At 35.2% G+C, this 23,162-nt stretch carries 16 protein-coding genes; 9 read left to right on the forward strand and 7 right to left on the reverse strand.

The annotated features are described in order from the left end of the window. Window positions 1-22: 22 nt before the first annotated feature. Complete coding sequence (locus Dongsha4_RS11665; RefSeq protein WP_330202549.1) at window positions 23-1,705, reverse strand: alpha/beta hydrolase; 1,683 nt, start codon at window positions 1,703-1,705, stop codon at window positions 23-25. Between the two features lie 338 nt (window positions 1,706-2,043). Here Dongsha4_RS11665 and Dongsha4_RS11670 point away from each other — a divergent pair, with 338 nt between their 5' ends. Then, window positions 2,044-3,108, forward strand: coding sequence for an ABC transporter ATP-binding protein (locus tag Dongsha4_RS11670; protein ID WP_330202550.1), 1,065 nt, complete (start codon window positions 2,044-2,046; stop codon window positions 3,106-3,108). Between the two features lie 173 nt (window positions 3,109-3,281). Here the strand turns inward: Dongsha4_RS11670 and Dongsha4_RS11675 are convergent, their stop codons facing one another. Both Dongsha4_RS11675 and Dongsha4_RS11680 read right to left on the reverse strand, forming a co-directional pair. After that, a complete protein-coding gene (locus Dongsha4_RS11675) occupies window positions 3,282-5,024 on the reverse strand; it encodes a R3H domain-containing nucleic acid-binding protein (protein WP_330202551.1) in 1,743 nt (580 codons plus the stop codon). 129 nt (window positions 5,025-5,153) lie between these two features. After that, window positions 5,154-6,281 carry a glycosyltransferase gene (locus Dongsha4_RS11680; protein WP_330202552.1) on the reverse strand — a complete coding sequence of 376 codons (1,128 nt, stop codon included), beginning with the start codon at window positions 6,279-6,281 and terminating at the stop codon, window positions 5,154-5,156. 88 nt (window positions 6,282-6,369) lie between these two features. Between Dongsha4_RS11680 and Dongsha4_RS11685 the strand changes: the two genes are divergently transcribed. The 5 genes from Dongsha4_RS11685 (at window position 6,370) to Dongsha4_RS11705 (ending at window position 11,699) form a co-directional block, all read left to right on the forward strand. Further along, entirely contained in the window at window positions 6,370-7,104 is a 735-nt protein-coding gene (locus tag Dongsha4_RS11685; RefSeq protein ID WP_330202553.1) for a hypothetical protein, read from the forward strand. A 251-nt stretch (window positions 7,105-7,355) separates the two neighbouring features. Next, on the forward strand, window positions 7,356-8,675 hold the full coding sequence (locus tag Dongsha4_RS11690; protein WP_330202554.1) for a tetratricopeptide repeat protein: 1,320 nt from the start codon (window positions 7,356-7,358) through the stop codon (window positions 8,673-8,675). Window positions 8,676-8,918: 243 nt separating this feature from the next. After that, window positions 8,919-9,986, forward strand: coding sequence for an inorganic phosphate transporter (locus Dongsha4_RS11695; RefSeq protein WP_330202555.1), 1,068 nt, complete (start codon window positions 8,919-8,921; stop codon window positions 9,984-9,986). A 48-nt stretch (window positions 9,987-10,034) separates the two neighbouring features. Then, on the forward strand, window positions 10,035-10,586 hold the full coding sequence (locus tag Dongsha4_RS11700) for a hypothetical protein (RefSeq protein ID WP_330202556.1): 552 nt from the start codon (window positions 10,035-10,037) through the stop codon (window positions 10,584-10,586). Window positions 10,587-10,694: 108 nt separating this feature from the next. After that, window positions 10,695-11,699 (forward strand): phosphoglycerate dehydrogenase, encoded by a 1,005-nt coding sequence (locus Dongsha4_RS11705; RefSeq protein WP_330202557.1) that lies wholly within the window; start codon window positions 10,695-10,697, stop codon window positions 11,697-11,699. Window positions 11,700-12,072: 373 nt separating this feature from the next. On the opposite strand, the gene cruF is transcribed toward Dongsha4_RS11705, so the two are convergent. Together cruF and Dongsha4_RS11715 are read right to left on the reverse strand one after the other, a co-directional pair. After that, entirely contained in the window at window positions 12,073-12,972 is a 900-nt protein-coding gene (gene cruF, locus Dongsha4_RS11710; RefSeq protein WP_330202558.1) for a gamma-carotene 1'-hydroxylase CruF, read from the reverse strand. 218 nt (window positions 12,973-13,190) lie between these two features. Next, entirely contained in the window at window positions 13,191-15,512 is a 2,322-nt protein-coding gene (locus tag Dongsha4_RS11715) for a DUF3769 domain-containing protein (protein ID WP_330202559.1), read from the reverse strand. A gap of 290 nt (window positions 15,513-15,802) precedes the next feature. On the opposite strand from Dongsha4_RS11715, the gene Dongsha4_RS11720 reads away from it, so the two are divergent. Both Dongsha4_RS11720 and Dongsha4_RS11725 read left to right on the forward strand, forming a co-directional pair. Continuing rightward, window positions 15,803-16,114, forward strand: coding sequence for an excalibur calcium-binding domain-containing protein (locus tag Dongsha4_RS11720; RefSeq protein WP_330202560.1), 312 nt, complete (start codon window positions 15,803-15,805; stop codon window positions 16,112-16,114). A gap of 467 nt (window positions 16,115-16,581) precedes the next feature. After that, entirely contained in the window at window positions 16,582-19,440 is a 2,859-nt protein-coding gene (locus Dongsha4_RS11725) for a cellulase family glycosylhydrolase (protein WP_330202561.1), read from the forward strand. A 616-nt stretch (window positions 19,441-20,056) separates the two neighbouring features. On the opposite strand, the gene Dongsha4_RS11730 is transcribed toward Dongsha4_RS11725, so the two are convergent. Both Dongsha4_RS11730 and Dongsha4_RS11735 read right to left on the reverse strand, forming a co-directional pair. Beyond that, window positions 20,057-21,163 (reverse strand): RNA-guided endonuclease TnpB family protein, encoded by a 1,107-nt coding sequence (locus Dongsha4_RS11730; RefSeq protein ID WP_330202562.1) that lies wholly within the window; start codon window positions 21,161-21,163, stop codon window positions 20,057-20,059. Then, window positions 21,160-21,657, reverse strand: coding sequence for an IS607 family transposase (locus Dongsha4_RS11735; RefSeq protein ID WP_330202563.1), 498 nt, complete (start codon window positions 21,655-21,657; stop codon window positions 21,160-21,162). The genes Dongsha4_RS11730 and Dongsha4_RS11735 overlap by 4 nt, the downstream gene beginning before the upstream one ends. A gap of 179 nt (window positions 21,658-21,836) precedes the next feature. Here Dongsha4_RS11735 and prfA point away from each other — a divergent pair, with 179 nt between their 5' ends. Continuing rightward, window positions 21,837-22,946, forward strand: coding sequence for a peptide chain release factor 1 (gene prfA / locus Dongsha4_RS11740; RefSeq protein WP_330202564.1), 1,110 nt, complete (start codon window positions 21,837-21,839; stop codon window positions 22,944-22,946). Window positions 22,947-23,162 lie beyond the last annotated feature (216 nt).

Genomic DNA, 23,162 nt, shown 5'->3' on the forward strand with positions numbered 1-23,162 from the left:
GAGCAATCCCGAAATTTTGTCTTTAACGGAAAATAAGGTCATAATTGTCCATCAAAAATTGTTCGTATTTATCCCTCAACTCGGGTAAAAATTGAGATGTAATTAAAAAGGTTTTAAACTCCTGTCCTTGACTTAAATATTGAGCATAACTAGACTGTAAAAAGACTCGATAATCTTCTTCGTTTCTTAAATGTACTTGGAAGAAAGCTAACATCATGGAGTTAGTATATTCATCTAATAAGTAAGGAGAAGGTAGAGTTAAATTTCCCACCGTTTCGATTAAGTCTGTAATACCTGCATCGAGTTGGGAAAAATCTACATGGGCTTGTCCTTCTTGTAGTTGTAAATAAACATTTTGATCTGTTAAAAAAGGAAATGTCCTTGCCTGTTCAAAAACAAAGGGAGTTGCGGGATCATAGCTACCTGCGGCTACAAACATGGGAATATCAATATTATTCAATCCATCAATGCCAAAAATAGAAGCATTAACAGGGTTAATCGTGAATACTGCTTTTACCCTTTCATCTCGGAAATTATAATCTTTTCTAGGCAGTTGTAAAGCACGACATTGCAGTAAAAGAGCAGTGTTAAGATTGCCAATCTCTAAATTACAACTACGCTCTAATTGTTGAAAATTAATTTTTGCTCCTGCCACAGCCAAAGCAGTATAACCTCCAAAAGAATGCCCCCCTACTCCTACGCTTTCGAGATTTAGTTTTCCACCAAATTGCTGATTATTTAAACGAGTTAATTCATTTAATACAAACGTAATATCTAAGGGGCGATCGATAAATTCATTGAGACGAAATATCTGACGAGATAAACCAGCCAAGAAATCTTCTGTTTGCTGTATATCACTGCCCGGATGTTGAGGTAAAACCACCACATAACCATAAGAAGCCAAATGAGTTGCCCATCGGCTAAAATCTTCAGGGCGAGAACTTAACCCGTGAGAAAAAATAACTACAGGGATATTTTCACCTTTTAATTCTGCTGGTTGGAAAATTTCTACATATAGTTCTCTATTTCTGGTAGCATCAAAAAGGTTTAAACGGGAATTAGTCACAGAAAATGCCCCTAGTTGGCGAATATCTGTCAATTTACTAAAGTCAACAGGTTCAGATAATTCAGCTTCTTTCTCTCCTAATCTTGCTACCTCATTGACAAACAAATCACTACCATTAACTACTAAGTTAATTTGCTCACTGTAGTTTAAAATTCGGGGAATATTAATTTGAATATCAACAGCTAAATTACGCAAGACATTTAAGAGGGTTAAACCATCTTCTTCCATTGCGGATTTGATTAAAGCCCCTCGTAACAAAAATTTTCCGTTACTTCCTCCTCGGATATTAATAACTGAGCCAAAATAATTAAGCAATCTTTCGGCTTCATCTGTGTTCAGAATACGAGATAATAAAACAGGGTCAACTTTGACAGGAGTAGTTAACGCTCTTCTAAACTCGGCTTTTTGTTGTGCATCTACCCTTGCTAAATTTAGATAAAAACCCAAATTTTGATTAACAGTTCCATCTTTTGCAAACTTTTCTAAAGATTCTACTCTCAAAGAAGCAATTAATGGACTATAAACAAAAAAGATATTGTCAGCAGAATAGCTAGTTTTAACGTTAAAGATACCTAAAGACAAAAAACTCAGACTAATGGCAGTTAATTTTTTCCCAAACGAAATCGGAGAGAAAATCATAAATTTTAAGAATATACAAAGATAAAACTATTTCAAGATAATCTTAAAACTTATTTTTGTTTTATTTGCAAATCTTATAAAAATTAACACAGAGTAGTAAAGAATAAAAAAATTGCTTCTTTTACTTTGAGTCTGTAAATGAATAGTTAAGGTAGGTAATGGGCAACAGGAGATTATTAAATAGTAACTGACTACTAACTCCAAACTCAGGTGAGTTAGGTAAGATGTGAGGGAGAAATTAGTTGCTAAAAATGTGCAATTTGAAGGGTAAAGTGATATATTTAAAATTGTTGAAAATAATTCTTATTAAATATCAGTTATCATTGGCGAGGCACATAATGGTAGATTCAGTAATTCTTCAAGTTAAAGCAGTAAGTAAAAAATTCTCTGCAAAACAACTTCCTGCGGTAAATCAGGTTAGCTTTGACTTAAAACAAGGGGAATTATTAGGTTTATTGGGTCCTTCCGGATGTGGTAAAACAACTCTATTAAGGATGATTGCTGGTTTTGAAAGGCCTTCCGAAGGAAGCATTTTTTTAGCAAATAATATGGTAACGGGAGATTCTATCTGGGTTGAACCCGAAAAGAGAAAAACTGGTATGGTGTTTCAAGATTATGCTCTTTTTCCCCATTTAAGTGTTGCCGATAACATTGCTTTTGGGCTAAAAACGAAAAAACCTCGCCCTAACAATCAGGAAATAAAACAAAGAGTTGCTGAAGTTTTGCAATTAGTGGGTTTAAGTGGTTTAGAAAAGCGTTATCCTCATGAGTTATCTGGTGGGCAACAACAGCGTATTGCTCTGGCTAGAGCCTTAGCACCCCAACCTGAATTAATTTTGTTAGATGAGCCTTTAAGTAATTTAGACGTACAAGTGCGAGAAAGGTTACGCCATGAAGTAAGAAGTATTTTAAAAAGCACTAACACCGCCGCAATTTTTGTTACCCATGATCAAAGTGAAGCAATGGCGATCGCAGATAAAATTGGGGTAATGCAAGATGGAAAACTATTACAGTTGGGAACTCCAGAAGATATTTATACTTGTCCTCAATGCCGTTTTGTAGCGGAATTTGTGACTCAGGCAAACTTTGTACAAGCTACTAAACAAGGGGATGTGTGGTGTACCGAATTGGGTGAGTGGAGTTTAAATTTACCTGTTAATTATCAAGAAGGAGAGCTCATGTTTCGTCAAGAGGATGTTATTTTGCATCCTGATGAAGAAGGGGTAACAGTAATACAGGAAAGGGAGTTTTTAGGTAGAGAGTATCGTTATTGCTTGGAAACTCAATCAGGAAAAAGGCTTCATGCCCGTACCGATGTGAAAACGCAGTTACCTGTGGGAACAAAAGTAAAATTAGACGTGATACCCGAAACTGCCCAAATTTTCCCTCTCATTAAACATTAGGGAGAGGTGTCAGGTTGCAGGTTTAGGGGAGTAATGAGTAATTATCAACTATTCACTATTGCAAGAGTGCCTATTCCCTGTCTGAACCAGAAAATTTTAGAATGAAACAGCCTTGGGTATTTGGGGGGAGGGGTGTTGAATATTCACCCCTTGAAACAATCAAACAATCAGGTTTAAGCAGGATAGATACGCAAACGGCGATTTGGTTCATCGCCAAAACTGTCCGATCGCAGTCTATAATGTTCAATTAACTCATGTTGCATTTTCCTAACTTTGGCACTTCTGGGCAATAACTCCACTGGTTGCCCTTGAGGAATAACAATTTGCTCCACTGCTAAACGGGCTTCTTCTAAAGCCTCAATTTCATCATCACTGCCCACCCTTGTTAAAACCCTTATATCTAAAGATTCAGGCTCATTACCATCCTCTAAACTAACTAATTCTCTTAAAGCACGGGTAATATGGGGAATGCTATTAGATTTGATGCTTTTAATGGGTAATTGACGCTCTTTTGCTAATTGTACTAACTTTGAATGATGTTTAACTTGCGATCGCAGTGCCAAAACCGCATCCGCCGAATCTAAATCCTTAGTTAACACAATTGGTAACTTGAGAATAGAAATAACATGATCTAAATGACTCTTACCAATACCATAAGGATAAAGATAAATCGGGAAATCCTCTCCATTAGGACCAGGAGTCCTCATTTTTTGTCCTGTTTTTTCTAGTTGATACCACGAGTTTGCCAACATCTCTTCAAACTCATTATGAATAGGCTGAGGAGTTATGGGTAAAGGAGTCATTTTTCCCTGAGCCCTTAAACCTGTAGGCTTATTAGGAATATCAATTAGGGTAGGAGGATTGGTACTGACTTGTTGAGGAGAAGAAAAACTGGGATCTCTGGTAATAGAGACTTCTCCCGCATCATTAACCTGTCTTAACTGAGGTATAGGCTGTTTACCCCTCAATAAATAATCTACCGTTTGAGCAACATCTTCATGGACTACCCATTTTTGTCTTTCCCACATTTCCACCGCAATCTCAAAGGTGGGAGGGGCTTTGCGCTCTAAAACGGTTTTTTGTGAACCACGCCGACGAGCTTCTTCATCGCCAAGAGTTACCGATTGAATCCCACCAATTAAATCCGATAAGGTAGGGTTTTTAATTAAATTCTCTAAATGATTACCGTGAGCCGTACCAACTAACTGTACACCTCTTTCAGCAATGGTTCTAGCGGCAAGGGCTTCTAATTCCGTACCAATTTCATCAATAATAATTACTTCAGGCATATGGTTTTCTACGGCTTCAATCATTACCTGATGTTGTAATTCAGGCCGTGCCACTTGCATTCTTCTGGCTCTACCGATAGCAGGATGAGGTACATCCCCATCTCCAGCGATTTCATTAGAAGTATCAATGATAACCACTCTTTTTTCTAGTTCATCGGCTAAAACCCTAGCAATTTCCCTTAAAGCTGTGGTTTTACCAACTCCGGGGCGGCCTAATAACAGAATAGATTGACCACTTTCGACTAATTCTTTAATCATAAGAATAGTGCCAAACACCGCCCTACCAATACGACAGGTTAAACCAATAATGTCCCCCTGACGATTACGGATAGCACTGATGCGGTGCAATGTGCGTTCAATTCCTGCTCTGTTGTCGGCACTAAAATGTCCTACCCTCGCCACACAATGAGCTAAATCCTCTCTGGTAATTAATTGATCACTTAAATATTCCGTACGATGAGAAAATCTTGCTTCTGGTTTTCTACCTAAATCTAACACTATTTCTATCAAGGAATTTTTTTGAGGATGATTTTCTAATGGTTGTTTAATGTTTGAAGGCAGTATCTCCAATAATTTGTCTAAATCATCGGTAATTTGCATTCTGTGAGGGGGTAGTTTTAATTCCATTCTTGATGTTAATAAAGTAGGTTTAAAAAGAGTTTAAGTATTTTGGTGAATTTGTCAAATATTTATTTGTGTCCATGATAACTATTAATATCAGTTTTGTTAGCAATTTAGCTATTGTTTCACTCATTTTTATGATTCTGAGTCTAATTCTGTGCTTCGCCAACTAAGTTTTAAATTTAGCCAATAATTCCAAATAGTGACAATTGCGATCGCACCTAAGTTTGCTACATATCGATTTAAACCGAAAATATTATAAAAAATATTGAGAAATAGAACGTTAAGAATTAATCCTGCCAAACAAATCAGGTTAAACTTAATAAATCGCTTAATTTTGCGTCTTTTACCCGGTTGAGTTTGGGCAATATCTCGAAAAGTCCAACTATCATTCCAAAGAAAATTATTGATAATAGCTAACTCTGCGGCGATGATTTTACTGCGAGTTAAAGGTAAACCAAGGGTAGAAGAGTCACTCAAGAGGTAAAGAAAACCCATATCAACAAAGACACCGCTTAAACCTACTACTCCAAAACGAAGAAAACGCTCGAATTTCCATAAAGATAACCTTAAACGTACTAAGTGGCGAATATAGTCAATATACTGCTGTTTTGTCACCTTACTTTGACCTTCTTGTCTTTCTTGGAAAACGTATCCCACTTCGCTAATCCAACCGATTTTACCTTTGGCTAAAACTTCGATTAAAATTTTGTATCCCAAAGGGTTTAATTTACTATTGGCTAAACAACGACGACGCACCAAAAAATAGCCACTCATGGGATCGGAAACTCGTCCAATTACACCGGGTAAGATAATTAAACCTAAAGTTTGAGCGCCTCGGGAAAGAAACCGTCTTAATAAACTCCAGTCGCTTACTCCTCCTCCTTCTACATGACGACTAGCAACGGCTAAATCTGCCCCTTTTTCTATTTCTGACCATAATTGTAATAAAGACTCTGGGGGGTGCTGTAAATCCGCATCAATTACCCCTAAAATTTCTCCTTGGGCTTTTTCCCATCCTTTCATCACTGCGGTAGATAATCCTTTTTCCCCTTGACGGCGAATAACTTTGAGTTGGGGATATTGATTACTTAAATCTTGGGCTATTTTCCAAGTTAAATCGGGACTATCATCATCCACAATAATTATTTCATATTTCTGCTCTAAGGTGCGATCGAGTAGAGATGTCAACTGAATAATTAAAGGGGGTATATTTTCGCTTTCGTTATAAGTAGGAATAATTAAAGATAGTAGCAAGGACAAAAATTAAAAATGGTAAATAAACTATTAATAATTTTAAGATAGTTAGGGTGAAGAAAAAAATATTAGACGAGCTTACCTGATAACATTCATGTCAAAAGAAATACCTAGACTATTCCAAAAAACAAAATTACTTGAAGGGCAAATAGATGAATTTTTAGACAAAATAGCGGAAGGTGCAATTCATTTTGAAATCGGGATGACGGCTTTTTTGGGGGCTGGAAAAGTCAATCAAACATCAGAAGAGCAGTTATTTCAGATTAATAATTTAAAGGAAAAATGTAGTGAATTACGTCGAACTATTGTTAATATCCTCTACACAGAAATGTTAATTCCTGATTTTAGGGGGGATGTTTTAAGTTTATTAACTAACTTATTTTCTTTGCTAGATGCGTTGGGGAAAAACTTTCAAGAATTAATGATTGAGCATCAAGAAATTGAGTCAAAAAGCCCTTCTAATCCTGAAGAAGAAAATAATCACATTGAAAATCAAACTAGAATTCAAAAAGAAAACCATTTGAGCGAAGGAGAATTATTATTATTGGTGAAAATGGTGGTTAAAAGTGTGGAAATGGTGGTAGTGGCGGCAAGGGACTTTTTTCGTAATCCCAAGGCAGTAAGAGATCATATTTATCAGGTTAGGGTATATGAGTCAGAAGCTGATCGTATTTCTATTAGTATTAAGAAAAATATTTTTTCCTCTAATTTAAAATTTTCCCATAAAATTAACCTCAGAGATAAAGTTAATGCCATAGATGCGATCGCAGATAAAGCGGAAGAAGTTGCTGACGAATTATCTATTTATGCAATACAAAGAATTATTTGAGTAGTGCAATAAAGTTGTCATGCTCATTCAAGCACAAGAAAAAATTAATCACGTAAAAGCAAAAAAATCAAAAGTATTGGACTTAAGTTATGATTCTAGTCAAGAAGAAGAACAAAAATTATAGCCATTTTAAATAGGAATGAAACAAAATCAAAACCTGTAACTTTTGTTTATCAAAGACTTGAGTTTTTAAAGTGTCTCAACGTTAATTGAAATAACTATAATTATAGTTACACTAAAAATAAAAAATTATGATCAGTGTAAATAAAAAAGATTTATTTCAAGCTAAATTAACAGGTAATTTTCTAAATTTAGAAAGTCAATTACAAGAATATTTTATTAACTCTAATAATTTATTAGATTTTACTGAAAATGAAACAAAAAATAATCTCAATATTCTAACTAAAATTTATTTATATCAACGAAAATATGATGAAGCAAAACAATTTATTAACTCTATACTAGAAGCAAAAATTAAACAATTAGGAGAAAAAGAAAATAGTGAAGTTGCTTTTATCTTAGAGAATTTGGCTTTTATTACTTATTTAGAAACTTATTATCCTTTTTTTCAAGACACCACAGAAGCAAAAAATATATATCTTCAATTATTAGAAATTCAAAAACAATTATATGGTCAAAATAGTCTTAAAATAATTCAAATCTTAATAGTAATAGGTGTCATTAGCAATCAGAAAGATGCTCCAGAATTTCTTGCTCAAGCTCTTGATATATGCGATCGCATCTTAACAGACAATGATATAGAATTGGCTTATTTCTTATGGCAAATAGGTTCAACTTTATTGGATAAATGTTATTCTTTTGGTGCTAAATCTTCTGAATTAGAATATATAGAAGTTGTTTTAACAGAATCCTTAGAAATTTGTCAAAAATACCTGCCTGAATCTCATCCTTTATATCTTTCTTGTATGATTAATTTAGCCCAAACTAAACATCATTTAACACATTACGAATCTGCTGAAAAGTTATGGAGAAAAAGTCTTGCTGAGTATGAAAAAAAGTTCTATCCTTTTCATCCACAAATATTTAACCTACGTTACCATTTAATAGTTAACTTGCAAATGCAGAGTAAACACGAAGAATTAACAGAATTTAAAAAAATACAAGACAATTATAGGGAATATCACCAAAAAAGAATAAAAGGAATTGTATTTAATGATCCTGATTTTGATACCACCTTATATCCTCTCGAAGATATTTTAACAGGAGAAGATGAAAATCAAGGATTAGATTTTGACTTTGCCACTGAGTACGAAAAAATGATAGAAAAACAACGAGAATATTTATCTCAAGATAACTTTTATGTTGCTAATTCTTTGGAAAATTCGGCTTATGAGAATTTAAGAAAATCTGAGTTATTTCTACTAACTGAAGTTGAAACTTTATTTTTAAGAGCCTTACAGATTAAAAGTAAGATTTTAGGTCATAATCATGACGAAGTTTTAGATATATTAGCAAGTTTAGCTTATGTTTATGAGTTACAACAAGATCAGGATTCTTATAAACTTTGTTTACAAAAAATAGCCCAATTAAAAATAACGAAACAATCATAAAATTAATCTATAATTATTAATACTATTTATTTAATTATGCTGAGTTAGAGATAGTCATAATGCTTATTTATAAACAGTTATAAGTAAAACAAATAAAGTCTAATTTTCACTGATATTTGCGATCGCACAATCTATACAAAATCTATGAAGTTAGTCTAAACTACATCTAAGAATTAGGGTTTAATGTTCCTTCATCCAGTACATTGTTGCCCTTTTCCTTTTTTACTTTTCTGATAAAATCAAATGAATTTAATTACAACTTTAATTTTTCTCTCTAGTGGCTTGTTTTTGGGATGGTCATTGGGTGCTAATGATGCTTCAAATGTATTTGGTACGGCGGTAGGTAGTCGCATGATTCGCTTTTCAACGGCGGCGACAATATGCAGTGTTTTCGTGATTATCGGTGCAGTTACAGGAGGTGCAGGGGCGGCTCATGGTTTGGGAGAATTAGGAAAAGTGAATGCCTTACCCGGTTCATTTACTGTGGCTTTGGGAGCGGCTTTAACGGTGTTATGGATGACAAAATTAGGACTTCCTGTTTCTACTTCTCAGGCAGTGGTAGGGGCAATTATTGGTTGGAATTGGTTTAGTGGCTCACCAACGGATTTTCAGAGTTTGGGTAAAATCGTTAGCACTTGGATTCTTTGCCCGATTCTGGCGGGTGTTTTTTCCTATGGCATTTATCAGATAGTAGTAATTTTAATTGAGCGCACTAAGCCTCATTTATTGAGCTTGGATAGTAATGTGCGTTGGAGTTTAATTTTTGTGGGTGCATTTGGTTCATATACCCTCGGAGCGAATAATATTGGTAATGTTATGGGGGTTTTTATTTCTGCCTCCCCTTTTAAGGATATAAATATTGCAGGAATTACCAAAATTTCTTCTGTAGAACAATTATTTCTACTAGGTTCGATCGCGATCGCCATAGGAGTATTTACTTATTCAAAAAAAGTAATGATGACTGTAGGAGATAGTTTAATGGCTTTATCTCCTGTAGGTGCTTTAACTGTAGTCTTGGCAAACTCTTTAGTTTTATTTATTTTTTCTTCCAAAGCCCTATCAAATTTTGTCGTTAATTTAGGCTTACCAGCCATCCCTCTTATTCCCGTATCTAGTTCTCAAGCAGTAGTTGGAGCAGTGATAGGAATTGCTTTTTGTAAAGGATTTAAAGGAGTTAGACAGATAAAATGGGGAGTATTAGGGGAAATTGCGTCAGGATGGATTACAACTCCCATCATTTCTGCTTTTATTGCTTTTATTCTCTTATTCATCGTGCAGAATGTTTTTGATCAACAAGTTTATATGACTTAACATTGCTATATCGTGAATTGTTCATTGTTTGTTGATTTCTAAAAGCAAATGAAATATCTAACTAAAAATATCAAATTTTTTGGTGTTAAGAGCTTAATTTTACTACTATCACTATCTTGTTTTAATGATGCTAAAGCCCTTCCTCCAGAGCAAATATTACCCAAAAGAATAGAAGATTTAGAGTATCTAGGAGGTGCTTGGATTCCATTAAATAACAGTGAAGCCATGTATGGGGGTAATTTAGATGAAGGCAGTTATTGGTATCATCTTGCTCAGGGAAAAAATACAGTATTTTTAATACTTCAACAGTTACAAGCAAGAACTTCTGATGGAAAACCAATCATGAAAAATCTGGATGTGGTTGTTGTGCCAGAATTAGCAAAACAATCAACCTATGGGATTATGACAGGAGTACAAGAAAATTGTATTTATCCGAATGGACAAAAATTGCAAGATAGTCGAATATTGATTATTGTCAAATATCATCAAGATACAGCAACACCGATTAGGTCTTTTTTGGCAAATTTGCAAACTGAAAAATGGGAAACTCCCCCTGCTTCAACAATTAAAGGTCTTGTTTGTCAACTGGAAATACCCTAAATTGGAATACAAAAAAAAGTAACGTAACAATAGTAAATCATTAATTAAGATTAATTCCTCTGGGGAAAATTCGATTTTCTTAACTCCTAATTCAGATAATATTATTTTATGAAAAAAGTTATTATTACTCATCCGATCGCATCTGCTACCATTGAAAAATTTAATTTAAAATCAATTCATAAAAAGTATAGTTTAGAAGATAAAAAAGCCTATTATCAAGAAATAAATAATCAAGCAATTTTATATGTACCAGATATTGGAGCAAAACAAATTCCCGATGAAGAAAATGATCCTAGTATTGATAGATTAGGAGATTTACTAACTCAATTTCAACCTGATATTTTAATCGTTGGTAGTAATGCTGTTCCTGCTTGGGTTCTAACTTCATGGCGTGAAGCAGTGGGTAATGAAAGAGAATTAATGGTAATTAGGAGAGGAGTTGACACAAGAGCGATCGCAGTTTTTACCGCCGAAAAATTGAATATAAAAGTGGGTAATTTACCCGGTATTAATTCCCCCTATGTTGCTCAACATATGCTCAAATATTTAGAGCTAGATAAAGCAGATAAAAATAAAAGTAAAATCGCCATTATTGGAGTGGGAAATATAGGTAAAGTTATTGTTAATGAATCCTTAAAATATAATCTTAATACCCATATTTTTAGTCCCTCTTTAATCGATAAAAATAGACAAAGTTTTTACTTACAAGAAAGAGGAATAAATCCAACACAAGTAATTTGTGAAGATTCCTTAGCCAAAGTAATAAATAATGCTACCCATGTTGCGATCGCAATTCCATGGAAAGATAAAGACGGAAAACCCCAAGCAGACTTAATCACAGCACAAGAAATAGAAACCTTAACACAACCTTGCAAAATAGTGTCAGCATCTGTACCAAGAATCTTTAGCGAATCGGCTTTAAAACTTATGGATGAGTTAAGTCAACAAGGAAATATGTTTGTCAGGATAGATACAGCCCAAAGACGAGCAGAGGAGTTTAAGCCCTTATATCCTCATCTACAATTTGCCCACAACGAAGCATTTGCATCTCCTGAATGTCAGGAAGCCTTAGATTTAGCGATGTTTGCTTTAATTGAACAACATTTTAAGTGATAGAAAGTTGAGGGGTTAGGAGAAAGGGAGATGAGGGGATGAGGGGAAGGGATGAGAGGGAAAAACTAATTAACCTGAGTTTTGGATAAGCTGAAAGCTGAAACCAACTCGTAGTCAGAAAACCTAATAGCTTCTTCTTAGAAATAACGATAAAATTGCCTTAAACCGAACTAACGTAAAATCAATTTATTCAGCTTTTTTGTCAATAATTATTGCTTTTAACTCCGAACTCCGTTCACGACTGAAAGGAGTGTACGAGCGCAGCGAACTCTCCGAACTCCGAACTCAGGTGACACCTAACCTTGTTGGATATTCTTAAACCGAACTGAGGTTAATTAATTACCGTTGCCTCTTACCCTTTGCCCTTTTGAGATTAATTAAAATAAGCTAATTGTGCGTTATCATTGGGAGTCTCTTCCCTATAAGCCAATCGAAGAAAAATAATTAAGGGTACAATTCCCAGTAAAATACCGAGGAAAATAGGAACATAAAATCCTGCCCCGACACTCATAATCATCGCAAAGCCGAAGTTTCCTAAATATACAGCAGTAGGAATTGTTAAGGAAATTTTTTCCCACTGTAAAGGTTTGACTCGCCAAATTAAGGTTGCTACACTCATAAATATTGCTCCTGTACCGAACCAACCGATAAAGTTTTGATAGGGCATTCCAAAAAATTCTCCCGGTTGATCCCATTGCCAAAATGGTACAGATGTTTGACTCATGGCAGGATCTAAAACAAAATCCCATGAGGTTAATAATAATGCACCAAATGCGATCGCACCTAAGTCTTTTAACCAATTAGGAATATCTAATCTATTCAAACCGACTCTAGCAATTAAATAACTGCTGAAACCCAGGTAAAACCAAGAAAGAGGAATAGTAAAAGGCACTAATCCAGCAATTTTATAACCTAATCCTGAAAGATAATGGTATGCACCGAAGGGAAACCCCGTACTTGTACCTAATAACTCGCTGGTTAAAGAAATACTTAAGGCAGGAAGCATAAATCCTAACCAATGCCATAACCCTAATTGAGTATAAGCATAAACTGCGATCGCACTCCACCCTAAAATCATATAGACAACTCCGCCCCCAATCATTGACCAACTGAATGCAGATTGACCAATCGGAGGTAAATTGGCGATAAATTCAGGATGAGGTAAGACTAACAATAAACCAGCCAAACCAAAAGCCATGGCTACAATATGACCGATGAGAAAATAACCTGCTTTGGTATTGAGGATTTCCCTAAAGTTGATTTTAAATACCATAAATATTGCTCAATTTTGCAAAATTTTATTTATTCTTAATATCTTACATTTTATTCTTAACTTTTATTAAGATATAGTTCAGATTTTACTATTTCAACACTTCAGATTGACAGAAGAAATAGGGTATTGAGGAGATAAGGTGTCAGGTGTCGGGTTTCAGGTGTTAGAGGGAAGTAATGAGAATGAAACTTAGGAGTTTTTTATCATTCACCCCATCACTAATTGCCTCTTGTGACACCATCGACAACAGAACGAACTCCTGTGCTACCTTCAAAAGATCCTGCATTACCTTCCCAATTAAAATCACTGATACTCAGATTCACAGAACCTAATTCTAAAACAGGGTTGTAGCGTAAGATTATATTATAAGTTCTACGGCTAAATTCCAAAAAGTAGTCGGTACTTATTTCTTGATTGGTTTTAACATTGATGAAACTTTGAACTCCTGCTCGGATTGGTCCGTATAATTGTTGAGTTAGCCCTAATGATAACACTTGATCATCTGCGAAGCGATCGAAGAAAAAGGGAGATTGATCCCCCCTAATGCCTTGACTAAAACTGACCTGAAATCCAGTGTAGTCAAAAAATAAATCAGAAAAATGACCGATTTGCCCTTGTAATCCTACGGTTGCGGTTATACTGGGTTGGGTGTCACCATTACTGTAATAACTACCAACCCCTGTTAATCCTGTATTTAAACTAAGATATGGCACAACAGGAGTGGGAGTAAATCTTAACCCTTGATCTGGTGTGGGGGGCAATGCTTCTCCTGACCATAGTAAGAAATTACCAGTCACGATCGCCGCTCCTTGAAAACGGGTTAAAGTGGCACGATTGTTATCTCTTTTGCTTCTCAGTAAATCTTGATTGTCGGTGTCAGCGTTGATATTTTGAACAGATGCTTGATAAACTAAACCAAAAGGACTATTGGCGATGGGAATATAAGGAGAGGTAAGAATTGCTCCATAGCTTTGTTGTACTGTTTGGAAACCCAATGAACCGTTAAAGAGGCGATCGCGGTAGTTGTATTGTAAACTGAGGGTATGAGGGGCGTTTAATTCTCCTAGTTTTTGATCTAACTGCACACTGCCACGCAGACGGTTTTCAATATTATCTAAGTCTAAACCAGTAAAATTAAGAATTCCGTTAAGGCGCGTGCGTTCAGCAAAATCCACCTCTAAATTTGCTACTAAACCGTAGCTACTAGGGTTAAATATGCCCCCATTTTCATCAGGGTTAATGGCATTATCATCAAAGAAAGAATCGGGGAAAAATGCCCTTTGTACCAAAAAGCGAGGAGTTAGAGTAAAACGGGTTTTTTGATCACTATAAACCTCAAAATCTCTTTCTATATATAATCCCCCTAAATCTTCCCCATCAAATCCAATATTAAATAATCCGGGGCGGCGATCGCGCCTATCGAAAACTAAACGATCTTGAAACAAAGGAATAGAAACGGTTTGGTCAAATACAAGACGAGATTTAGTAGTTGTTAATTCATCCTGAAAAGGAGAGATACTTCTTAATCTTGCTGTATCTGCTCGAATTTCAAACTCTGGAGGAGAAAACGGGTCATTAGTAATACGTACATTAGTAGCAAACCATCCCTCACTATTAAAATCTACCTTCTCCGCCTGAAAACGAAAACGATTAATTTGCCCTCCACTGGAAGTTGAAGGTGCGCCCCCCGCCTGTTGCAATAAAGATAAATCTCTCACACTACCAACCACAAAACTATAACCCTCCGCCGATGTCACCCTTCTTAGGGGTTGATTAGCTTCTATTTGTTGAGAAAGAATTTGAGCATTAACAGGATTATTCCCCGTATCTCCTCGAAAATCTTGGGCTAGATTTGGTTGATATATCTCCCCTTGAGCATTAAATATTACCCCCTCATCCCTCACAAAATAGTACTCGAAGCGGTCGCCCCTTAAACTTTGCTCCCCCCTTTGTAAACTTACATTTCCCTCCGCTACAGCGATGCGATCGCGCAAATTAACAGAAACTAGATCAGCCCTCAACACCCCATTAGAAAATCGAATTACCACATTACCCCTAGCCTTAACAACTTCCTGTTGATCGAAATATTCCTGCTCATCTGCCAGAATTTCCACTACATTTAAAGAAGAATTAACAACCTCTTGACCTATGAGAGTATTTTGCACCACAGAAAAACCTTTCCCCTCAGTGTCAAAATCATATTCCCGTGATGAGCCTTTACGACTGACAGTAATTAAACGCTTTACATCAGTGGCAAAACGAAAAGAAGAATTATCATCAAAACTAACCGTTGATTGTCCTAAACTATTTATCCTCAAAGGTGTGCCTAAACCATCTGCAGTTATTTCAGGGGGATTTTCCACAAAAATAGGAATAGGCGGAATTTCTTCCGTTTGTACACGAGGAGAAAAAACAGAAGTATCTTTTTCAGCAAGAATAATCGAAGATGGATTCTGATTAACAATAGTAGTATTCTCTTCCTGTATAGAACCATTATAGGGAGTGACTGCAATTAATGTACTACTAAGAATCGGAATCATTTTTTTTACTCTATAGTTGTAAAATAAGAATTATAACTTAGAAATAAACCCATAGAGATCCTAATTGAGCTTTATTCAAAATAAACGCAAAAATTTGAGAGTAAAACTAAAATAGTGAATGGTAAACAGATTTCAAGTAAAAATTAAGAGTTATTTTCCCCTTTTATTCTCCTCCTTCTCCTCAATCCCTCAACATCCAACATCCTTTTTCCCACCTTAGAATACTTAAATGATGAGCCTGTTAAGTATAGTAATAGGAATAGTAATTCTCTAATTATTGGTAAGTTTTCATGAGCAGAATTATAAAAAAAACAATAATTTTTGTTAGTATTATTATTTTGTTAAATGTATCTACAAACATTATAGTTAAAGCTGAAACCATAGACAAAAACAGTCAAAACTTTTCTTCATCTAGGGAAAAAAAAGAAAACTTATACTCACAAAAACCATCTAAAAAACTTCCCCTCTGTGCTAACACAGACTGTGATTGTAAAGATTTTAAAACTCAGGTAGAAGCTCAACAGGTTTTAAACGCATTTTCAGGAGACCCTCATCGGTTAGATAGAGACAAAGATGGCGTTGCTTGTGAACATTTACCTTAGCAGAAAATTGTAATAAATCAGCCACGCAAAAATGTTAAGTCTGCTGATTTGAATTAGGTTTATGGTTTACAGCTATTTTCAGATCCATAAATTTATGAGTAGAAGTGAGTATTTTACTACATTAAAAATTATTTAATTATGAGCGGTTCATCGTAAATATTAGAGATAACCGTTCAGCATTTTTTACTTAAAAATGTCATTATAGAGGTAGTTATAAAAAGTCAGTAATTTTCTTAAGAAATATTTAAAATCCTTAGCTATTAAGTATCAGAAAGTATTAATGTGATAGTAAAAAAGCTAATTTGTGTGAGGTTTAGTTAATACAATATTCTTAGATTTCGATGAATAATTAAAGATGCAAATAAATATCATAATTTTTACTTAATTAAATACTCTCTAAAGAAATAACCTGACTGACTGCTTATACACTCTATCTTTATAAACTCACACTTAAGGAATCAGAATAAATGGTTAATACCGTTGATTTTGCTTTAGTTAATGATTGGGGTTCAGGTTTTCAAGGACAACTCACAATCACAAACAACAGTAGCTTATTGATTTCTGACTGGACTTTAACTTTCAGTGCAGATTTTGAAATTACAGATCTTTGGAATGGTACGATAATAAATCGTCAAGGTAATCAATATACCGTTAGTTACCCTAGTTGGGATCGTGATATATCTCCTCAAGAAACTGTTTCCATTGGTTTCATTGGTAAACCTCTCAACACAACTTTTTCCGAACCAACTAACTTTATACTCAATGGTGAGGGTGTTAACGCTGAAAATCCTCTTCCCCGTATAACCATTAGTGATGGAACAATAACAGAAGGTAATCAAGGAATATCTTATCTTATTTTTACAGTTTCCCTTGACTCGGTAAGTAATCAAACTGTTACGGTGAACTATAGCACTATAAGTCAAACAGCAACAGCATCTCAAGATTATGAACCCATGTCAGGGGTTTTAACTTTTGCGGTGGGAGAGATAACCAAAACTATTTCTGTACCAGTATATGGTGATAATTTAGTAGAACAGAATGAGACATTACAGGTAATTCTGGACAATGCTTCTGGGGCAGTCATTGGAGATAGTCAAGCATTGGGAAATATTATCAATGATGACCAAAATCCCCCTTCAGAAAATAATAGTGATATAGTTGTTGATTTCACCGTCAATAATCAATGGAATAGTGGTTTTACTGGTACGATTACCATTACTAATCAAGGAACAAACCCTATAGATGGTTGGCAACTGACTTTTAACGCACCATTTGAAATAGTTAATGTTTGGAATGCTAATAATAATAGCAATGATAGCCAAGGTTATAATTTTTCCAATCTGAGTTGGAATCAACAAATTCCCGTTAATGGTTCGATTTCTTTTGGCTTTAATGGTGCATGGACCCAAGGAAATATTCCTGAGCCTAGTAACTATTCATTCAATGGTATTCCCCTTGAAGATACGGGAGAAAATGTTGTTTTACCTACTTTAACGGTTAATAATGTCACTGTTACCGAAGGAAATAACGCCATAGCTAATTTTATCGTTACCCTGAGTGAACCTAGTCAAAGGGTAGTAGAAGTAAGATATAGTACTGAGGATAATTCTGCTAGTGCTGGTTTCGATTATGAAGCTATTAGCGGAAATTTAGTATTTAACCCCGGAGAAACAAGTAAAGCGATCGCAGTTAATATTTTTAATGATAGTGTCTTAGAAGATAATGAGACATTGAGCTTAAATTTATCTTCTCCTGTTAATGCAACCATCGAAGATGGACAAGGAATCGCAACTATTGTACAAGGGGGAATTACTGCTGAGGGGGGATGGCAAACTCAGGGTAATCAAATTATTGACCCCGATGGAAACCCTTTCAGGATTAGCGGAGTTAACTGGTTTGGATTAGAAACGAGTAATTTTACTCCTCATGGTTTATGGGCAAGAAATTATCGAGATATGATGGATCAGATGAGGGATTTAGGATACAACACCATCCGACTTCCTTTTTCTAACCAACTTTTTGATTCTGGTAGTGTTCCCAATAGCATTAATTATAGTCTCAATCCAGATTTACAGGGGCTTAATGGATTACAAATCATGGATAAGGTTGTTGACTATGCAGGACAAATAGGCTTAAAAATAATCCTCGATCGCCATCGTCCTAGTGCCGAGTCTCAGTCTTCCTTATGGTACACCAATCAATATTCTGAAGCAAGATGGATTAGTGATTGGCAAATGTTGGCTCAACGCTATAGTGGAAATAATACAATTATTGGGGCAGATTTGCATAATGAACCCCATGGCTCGGCTACTTGGGGTAGTGGAAATATAGCTACAGATTGGCGTTTAGCGGCGGAAAGGGCAGGAAATGGCATTCTCTCTGTTAATTCTAACTGGTTGATTTTTGTGGAAGGTATCGAAAACTATAACGGCGAAAATTACTGGTGGGGTGGTAATTTAATGGGAGCGAAAGATTTTCCTGTACGCCTTAATGTGGCCAATCGTTTGGTTTATGCCCCCCATGATTATCCTGCTTCGGTTTATCCGCAGTCGTGGTTTAATAGTGCTGATTATCCTCAAAATTTGCCCGATTTGTGGGATCGTCATTGGGGTTATCTTCATCAAGAAAATATTGCTCCTGTACTACTAGGAGAATTTGGAACAAAATTGGAGACAAGAAGCGATCGCCTCTGGTTAGAAGAACTAATAAACTATCTAGGAGAAGGAAGTAACGGTATTAACTGGACTTATTGGTCATGGAATCCTAACTCTGGCGATACTGGGGGTATTCTTCAAGATGACTGGAATACCGTTAACACCGATAAACAAAATCTTCTTAATAATCTTTTAATTGATAACGGGGGGATTTCGTCTTCTGGTACTTTGATGATGGAAAATAATAATCCAGAAACGTCGTTGTTTGCTTTAGAGTCCTCAGAAAATTCTAATGATGGTCAAACCCTGAATAATTCATCTAATTCTGACCGAGATATTTTAATTAACTTCCAAGTAGATAATCGTTGGAATGATGGTTTCACTGGCTCTATTACTATTACAAATCAGGGAGAAACACCGATTCAAGGTTGGGAATTAGAATTTGATTCTTCATTTGCCTTAACTTCTCTTTGGAATGGAAAACAAAAACAAATTAGCAGCGATCGCTATTTAGTCTCTAACCTATCATGGAATGAAGAAATACCCGTTAACGGTTCGATTTCTTTTAGTTTTAACGGATTATGGAACGGAGAAATAATACCGAGTCCAGATAATTACTTTTTAAATGGACAACCATTAATTGATATTTCTAGTCTTTCTTCAATACCGTAATCCTGAATTAGTCATCTGAAATTCCCTTCTAAGAAGTTGTTTGAAAAGTTTTAGATCCCCCTAAATCCCCAGGGCTGTTTCATTCTAAAATTTTCTGGTTAAGGCAGGGAATGGGGAATAGGCACTCTTGCAATAGTTTTTAATGGTTTATGGTTATAAATTGATAATCTCAACATTTTTAACTACTTCTTAATCCTCAAAGCTCTAAAACCCTATATTCTTTTACTGGCAATAGTTTTAGCGTTTTTGTATTTCTACTTTGAAACAGCCCTGCCCTAAATCCCTCTATTTAGGAGGGGTTTTTTCTAGGAAAAAAAGATTATGAAGAGAAAATATATTATATTAGTAGCAAAAAAGAAACAGCAGAGAAGTTTGCAGAAAAAATACAAAATAATTGGAAAATAGAAAATATTATGGGAGTGTAAGCGTCGCTACAAGCAGTTCGCTCTTAGATAATTTTATCCATGATTATATTTTATCTTTTTGTGGTTTACCCAAATGAAAAGCCGCTCTAAAGAACTTATGATAATCAAGAAAATCTAAGATTATCTGTCAATTTTCTGCTTCACCGTGTCCTAATAATCTAAATTATTAGTTTGTCTGACACTCCACAGACTTACACGGTAGAGCTTACCGCATTTTCCAAATTAATTGAAGCATTTAAGTCTCTATCAATAATTAGTCCACAGTAAGAGCAATTAAAGGTTCTATCTTTTAGCTTTAAATCTGATTTAATTTCATTGCAATTAGAACAAGTTTTAGAAGATGGAAAACATCTATCTACGATGTGTAAAATTGCCCCATACCAGTCACATTTATACTCTAATTGTCTTCTAAATTCATAAAATCCACAGTCTGCTATGGCACTGGCTAATCGGTGATTTTGTAGCATTCCAGACACATTCAAATCTTCAATCACTACCTCACTGTGGTTTTTGGTGAGGTAATGAGTTAATTTGTGAATGGCATCTTTCCGAATACAACTAATTCGATAATGGAGTTTTGCCAATTTTACCGATGCTCTTTTATAGTTAGTAGAACCCTTTACTTTCCTACTTAATTCTCTTTGTAAATGTGCTAACTTTTTCTTGACAGTTCTATAGGCTTTAACATTGGGAAATACTAACCCATTACTCAATGTAGCTAGTGTTTTTATGCCAATATCACAACCGACTCTACCAAAAGTATGTTCTATTTTTTCTGGCTCATAATCTACTTTGTAAGAAATAAACCATCTATTAGCCCGTTTAGAAATTACACAATTACTACCTGATTTTTTTACTAAAATTGAAGGAATAAATTTTTCATAAGTTTTAACCCAACCAATTCTAGGTAATTTAATTTTGTTTCCTTTGATTTGGATATTACCTTCGAGATAGAAACTATCTCTGTTATTTTTCTTTTTAAATCGAGGTGGTTTAGCTATTTTGTTAAAAGATCTATCCCAAGCAATTCTTAAGTCTCTAAGAGCCTGTTGAGGGCTACATTTTGATACTTCATAATACCATTGATTTTGACTTTTTACTTCTGCTACTAATCGTTTATGTAAATCAATAGCACTGGGAAATTTTTGTTTATTGTCAGGGTTTGCTTGATTATAATCAAGTATTTCCTTGCAAATAGCTAATCCCCAATTATAAGCATGACGTGCAACTCCTGCGTGTTTTGCCATAATTGTTCGTTGCTTATTATTCAGTTTTAATTCCGTTTTGAAACTAATCATTTTTTCTGTACTTGTTCAAATAATTTGTCTCCTTCTTCGGTTAATGCTGACATTAGTTTTCTATGCTTACGACTTCTTGAACCATAAAGTCTAGCACTGAAAACAGTAATTATTTCCAAAACGTCTTGTGCTAATTCTTCTTCAAAAGTCGGTTGATCTCCTTTATGAATAATTACAATCTCGATTCCTTGCAATTCACACAATGTGAACACTAATTCAGAACCAAAACGAAGCAACCTATCTTTATGAGTAATAACGAGACGTTTCATTTGCTTCTTTAGTATTTTTTCAAGCAACAAAAGCAATCCTTTCTTGTGATAATTCATGCCTGAGCCTAAGTCTTTAATTATTTCAGCAACATCGTAATATCTAGTACCACCTTTAGTTTTTCTAGTCGGCACTATTTCTCCTGTGGCTTCCCACTTTCTTAGAGTGTCTGGGGTTGTTCCTAGTATTTTAGCCGCTTCTCCTATCTTAACTAATCTTTTTTCCATATACATGGATTAGCATAGATTTTATTAAATAACAACAAACTGTTATCTACCCTGTAATTCACCAACGCTTATTAACTATTCACGATTCACTAATTAAGAGACTTACCAATAGCAGTTAAAATAAGATAAATATAGTTTGACTTTATATTGATAATTTTATTCGAGTTTATATATAAATAATGGCAGAATCATATTTGTTAGAAAAATTAGCGTCAGTAGAGACAACTTTCAAAGAATTAACTAGACGCTTGGGAGATCCTGATATTGCAACGAATCCTGATGAATTGCAGAAAGTGGCAAAAATGCGATCTTCTTTGGAAGAAACTGTGATGACTTATCAAGAATGGCAAAAAGCTCAAGAGGATTTAAAAGGGGCAAGGGAAATATTGAAGGAGTCTAAGAGCGATCCTGAAATGCAGGAAATGGCACAGTTAGAAATTGAAGAGTTAGATAATAAATTGGAGGAATTAGAGCAAAAATTAAAGATTTTACTCCTCCCAAAAGATCCTAATGATGATAAAAATATCATGTTAGAAATTCGTGCTGGTACTGGTGGCGATGAAGCTAGTATTTGGGCAGGAGATTTAGTCCGTATGTATTCTCGTTATGCGGAGATGATGAATTGGAGTGTTAAGTTACTGAGTGAATCTTTAGCGGAAATGGGGGGATTTAAGGAGGCAATTTTAGAAATTACCGGGGAAAGTGTTTATAGTAAGTTGAAATTTGAAGCAGGTGTGCATCGGGTGCAAAGAGTTCCTGTGACAGAGGCAGGAGGAAGAGTTCACACATCAACTGCTACGGTTGCCGTAATGCCTGAAGTAGATGAAGTTGAGGTACAAATTGACCCTAAAGATATTGAAATGACAACGGCTCGTTCTGGTGGTGCTGGAGGACAAAACGTTAACAAAGTAGAAACTGCAGTGGATTTATTCCACAAACCTACTGGTATTAGGGTTTTCTGTACGGAGGAGCGATCGCAGCTTAAAAACCGTGAACGGGCAATGCAGATTTTACGGGCCAAACTTTATGAAATCAAATTGAGTGAGCAACAAGAGGCAGTTACTTCCATGAGGAGATCGCAAGTAGGAACAGGGGCGCGATCGGAAAAAATCCGAACTTATAACTATAAAGATAACCGAGCAACAGATCATCGTTTAGGTAGAAACTTTGATTTATCTTCTGTTTTAGAAGGTAAAATAGATGATGTGATACAGGCTTGTATTGCACAGGATCAACAAGAAAGATTGGAAAAAATGGCCGCTTCTCCAACTACGGCTGAAGCAATTTAACTTACAAGCTATTACTATTAGGTATTACCTGCGTTCGAGATAAATTTTCATCTATGAGTGATGGCGAAAAGGGCAAGAGGCAAACCCCCTTTATTTATCCCCTACCCCTCTGTGTATCCCCTTTGAAGGGAAGAAGGACAAAAGTGTTTAATTAACCTGAGTTTTGGATAAGCTGAAAGTATTATTGTCTCGTAGTCAGAGATATAGCTTATTAGA

The sequence above is a fragment of the Cyanobacterium sp. Dongsha4 genome, assembly GCF_036345015.1.
Classification (GTDB): domain Bacteria; phylum Cyanobacteriota; class Cyanobacteriia; order Cyanobacteriales; family Cyanobacteriaceae; genus PCC-10605.

Coding starts and splice junctions, on each gene's coding strand:
- Dongsha4_RS11665 (WP_330202549.1), bottom strand. CDS start 1,705: ATGATTTTCTCTCCGATTTCGTTTGGGAAAAAATTAACTGCCATTAGT.
- Dongsha4_RS11670 (WP_330202550.1), top strand. CDS start 2,044: ATGGTAGATTCAGTAATTCTTCAAGTTAAAGCAGTAAGTAAAAAATTC.
- Dongsha4_RS11675 (WP_330202551.1), bottom strand. CDS start 5,024: ATGGAATTAAAACTACCCCCTCACAGAATGCAAATTACCGATGATTTA.
- Dongsha4_RS11685 (WP_330202553.1), top strand. CDS start 6,370: ATGTCAAAAGAAATACCTAGACTATTCCAAAAAACAAAATTACTTGAA.
- Dongsha4_RS11690 (WP_330202554.1), top strand. CDS start 7,356: ATGATCAGTGTAAATAAAAAAGATTTATTTCAAGCTAAATTAACAGGT.
- Dongsha4_RS11695 (WP_330202555.1), top strand. CDS start 8,919: ATGAATTTAATTACAACTTTAATTTTTCTCTCTAGTGGCTTGTTTTTG.
- Dongsha4_RS11700 (WP_330202556.1), top strand. CDS start 10,035: ATGAAATATCTAACTAAAAATATCAAATTTTTTGGTGTTAAGAGCTTA.
- Dongsha4_RS11705 (WP_330202557.1), top strand. CDS start 10,695: ATGAAAAAAGTTATTATTACTCATCCGATCGCATCTGCTACCATTGAA.
- cruF (WP_330202558.1), bottom strand. CDS start 12,972: ATGGTATTTAAAATCAACTTTAGGGAAATCCTCAATACCAAAGCAGGT.
- Dongsha4_RS11715 (WP_330202559.1), bottom strand. CDS start 15,512: ATGATTCCGATTCTTAGTAGTACATTAATTGCAGTCACTCCCTATAAT.
- Dongsha4_RS11720 (WP_330202560.1), top strand. CDS start 15,803: ATGAGCAGAATTATAAAAAAAACAATAATTTTTGTTAGTATTATTATT.
- Dongsha4_RS11725 (WP_330202561.1), top strand. CDS start 16,582: ATGGTTAATACCGTTGATTTTGCTTTAGTTAATGATTGGGGTTCAGGT.
- Dongsha4_RS11730 (WP_330202562.1), bottom strand. CDS start 21,163: ATGATTAGTTTCAAAACGGAATTAAAACTGAATAATAAGCAACGAACA.
- Dongsha4_RS11735 (WP_330202563.1), bottom strand. CDS start 21,657: ATGGAAAAAAGATTAGTTAAGATAGGAGAAGCGGCTAAAATACTAGGA.
- prfA (WP_330202564.1), top strand. CDS start 21,837: ATGGCAGAATCATATTTGTTAGAAAAATTAGCGTCAGTAGAGACAACT.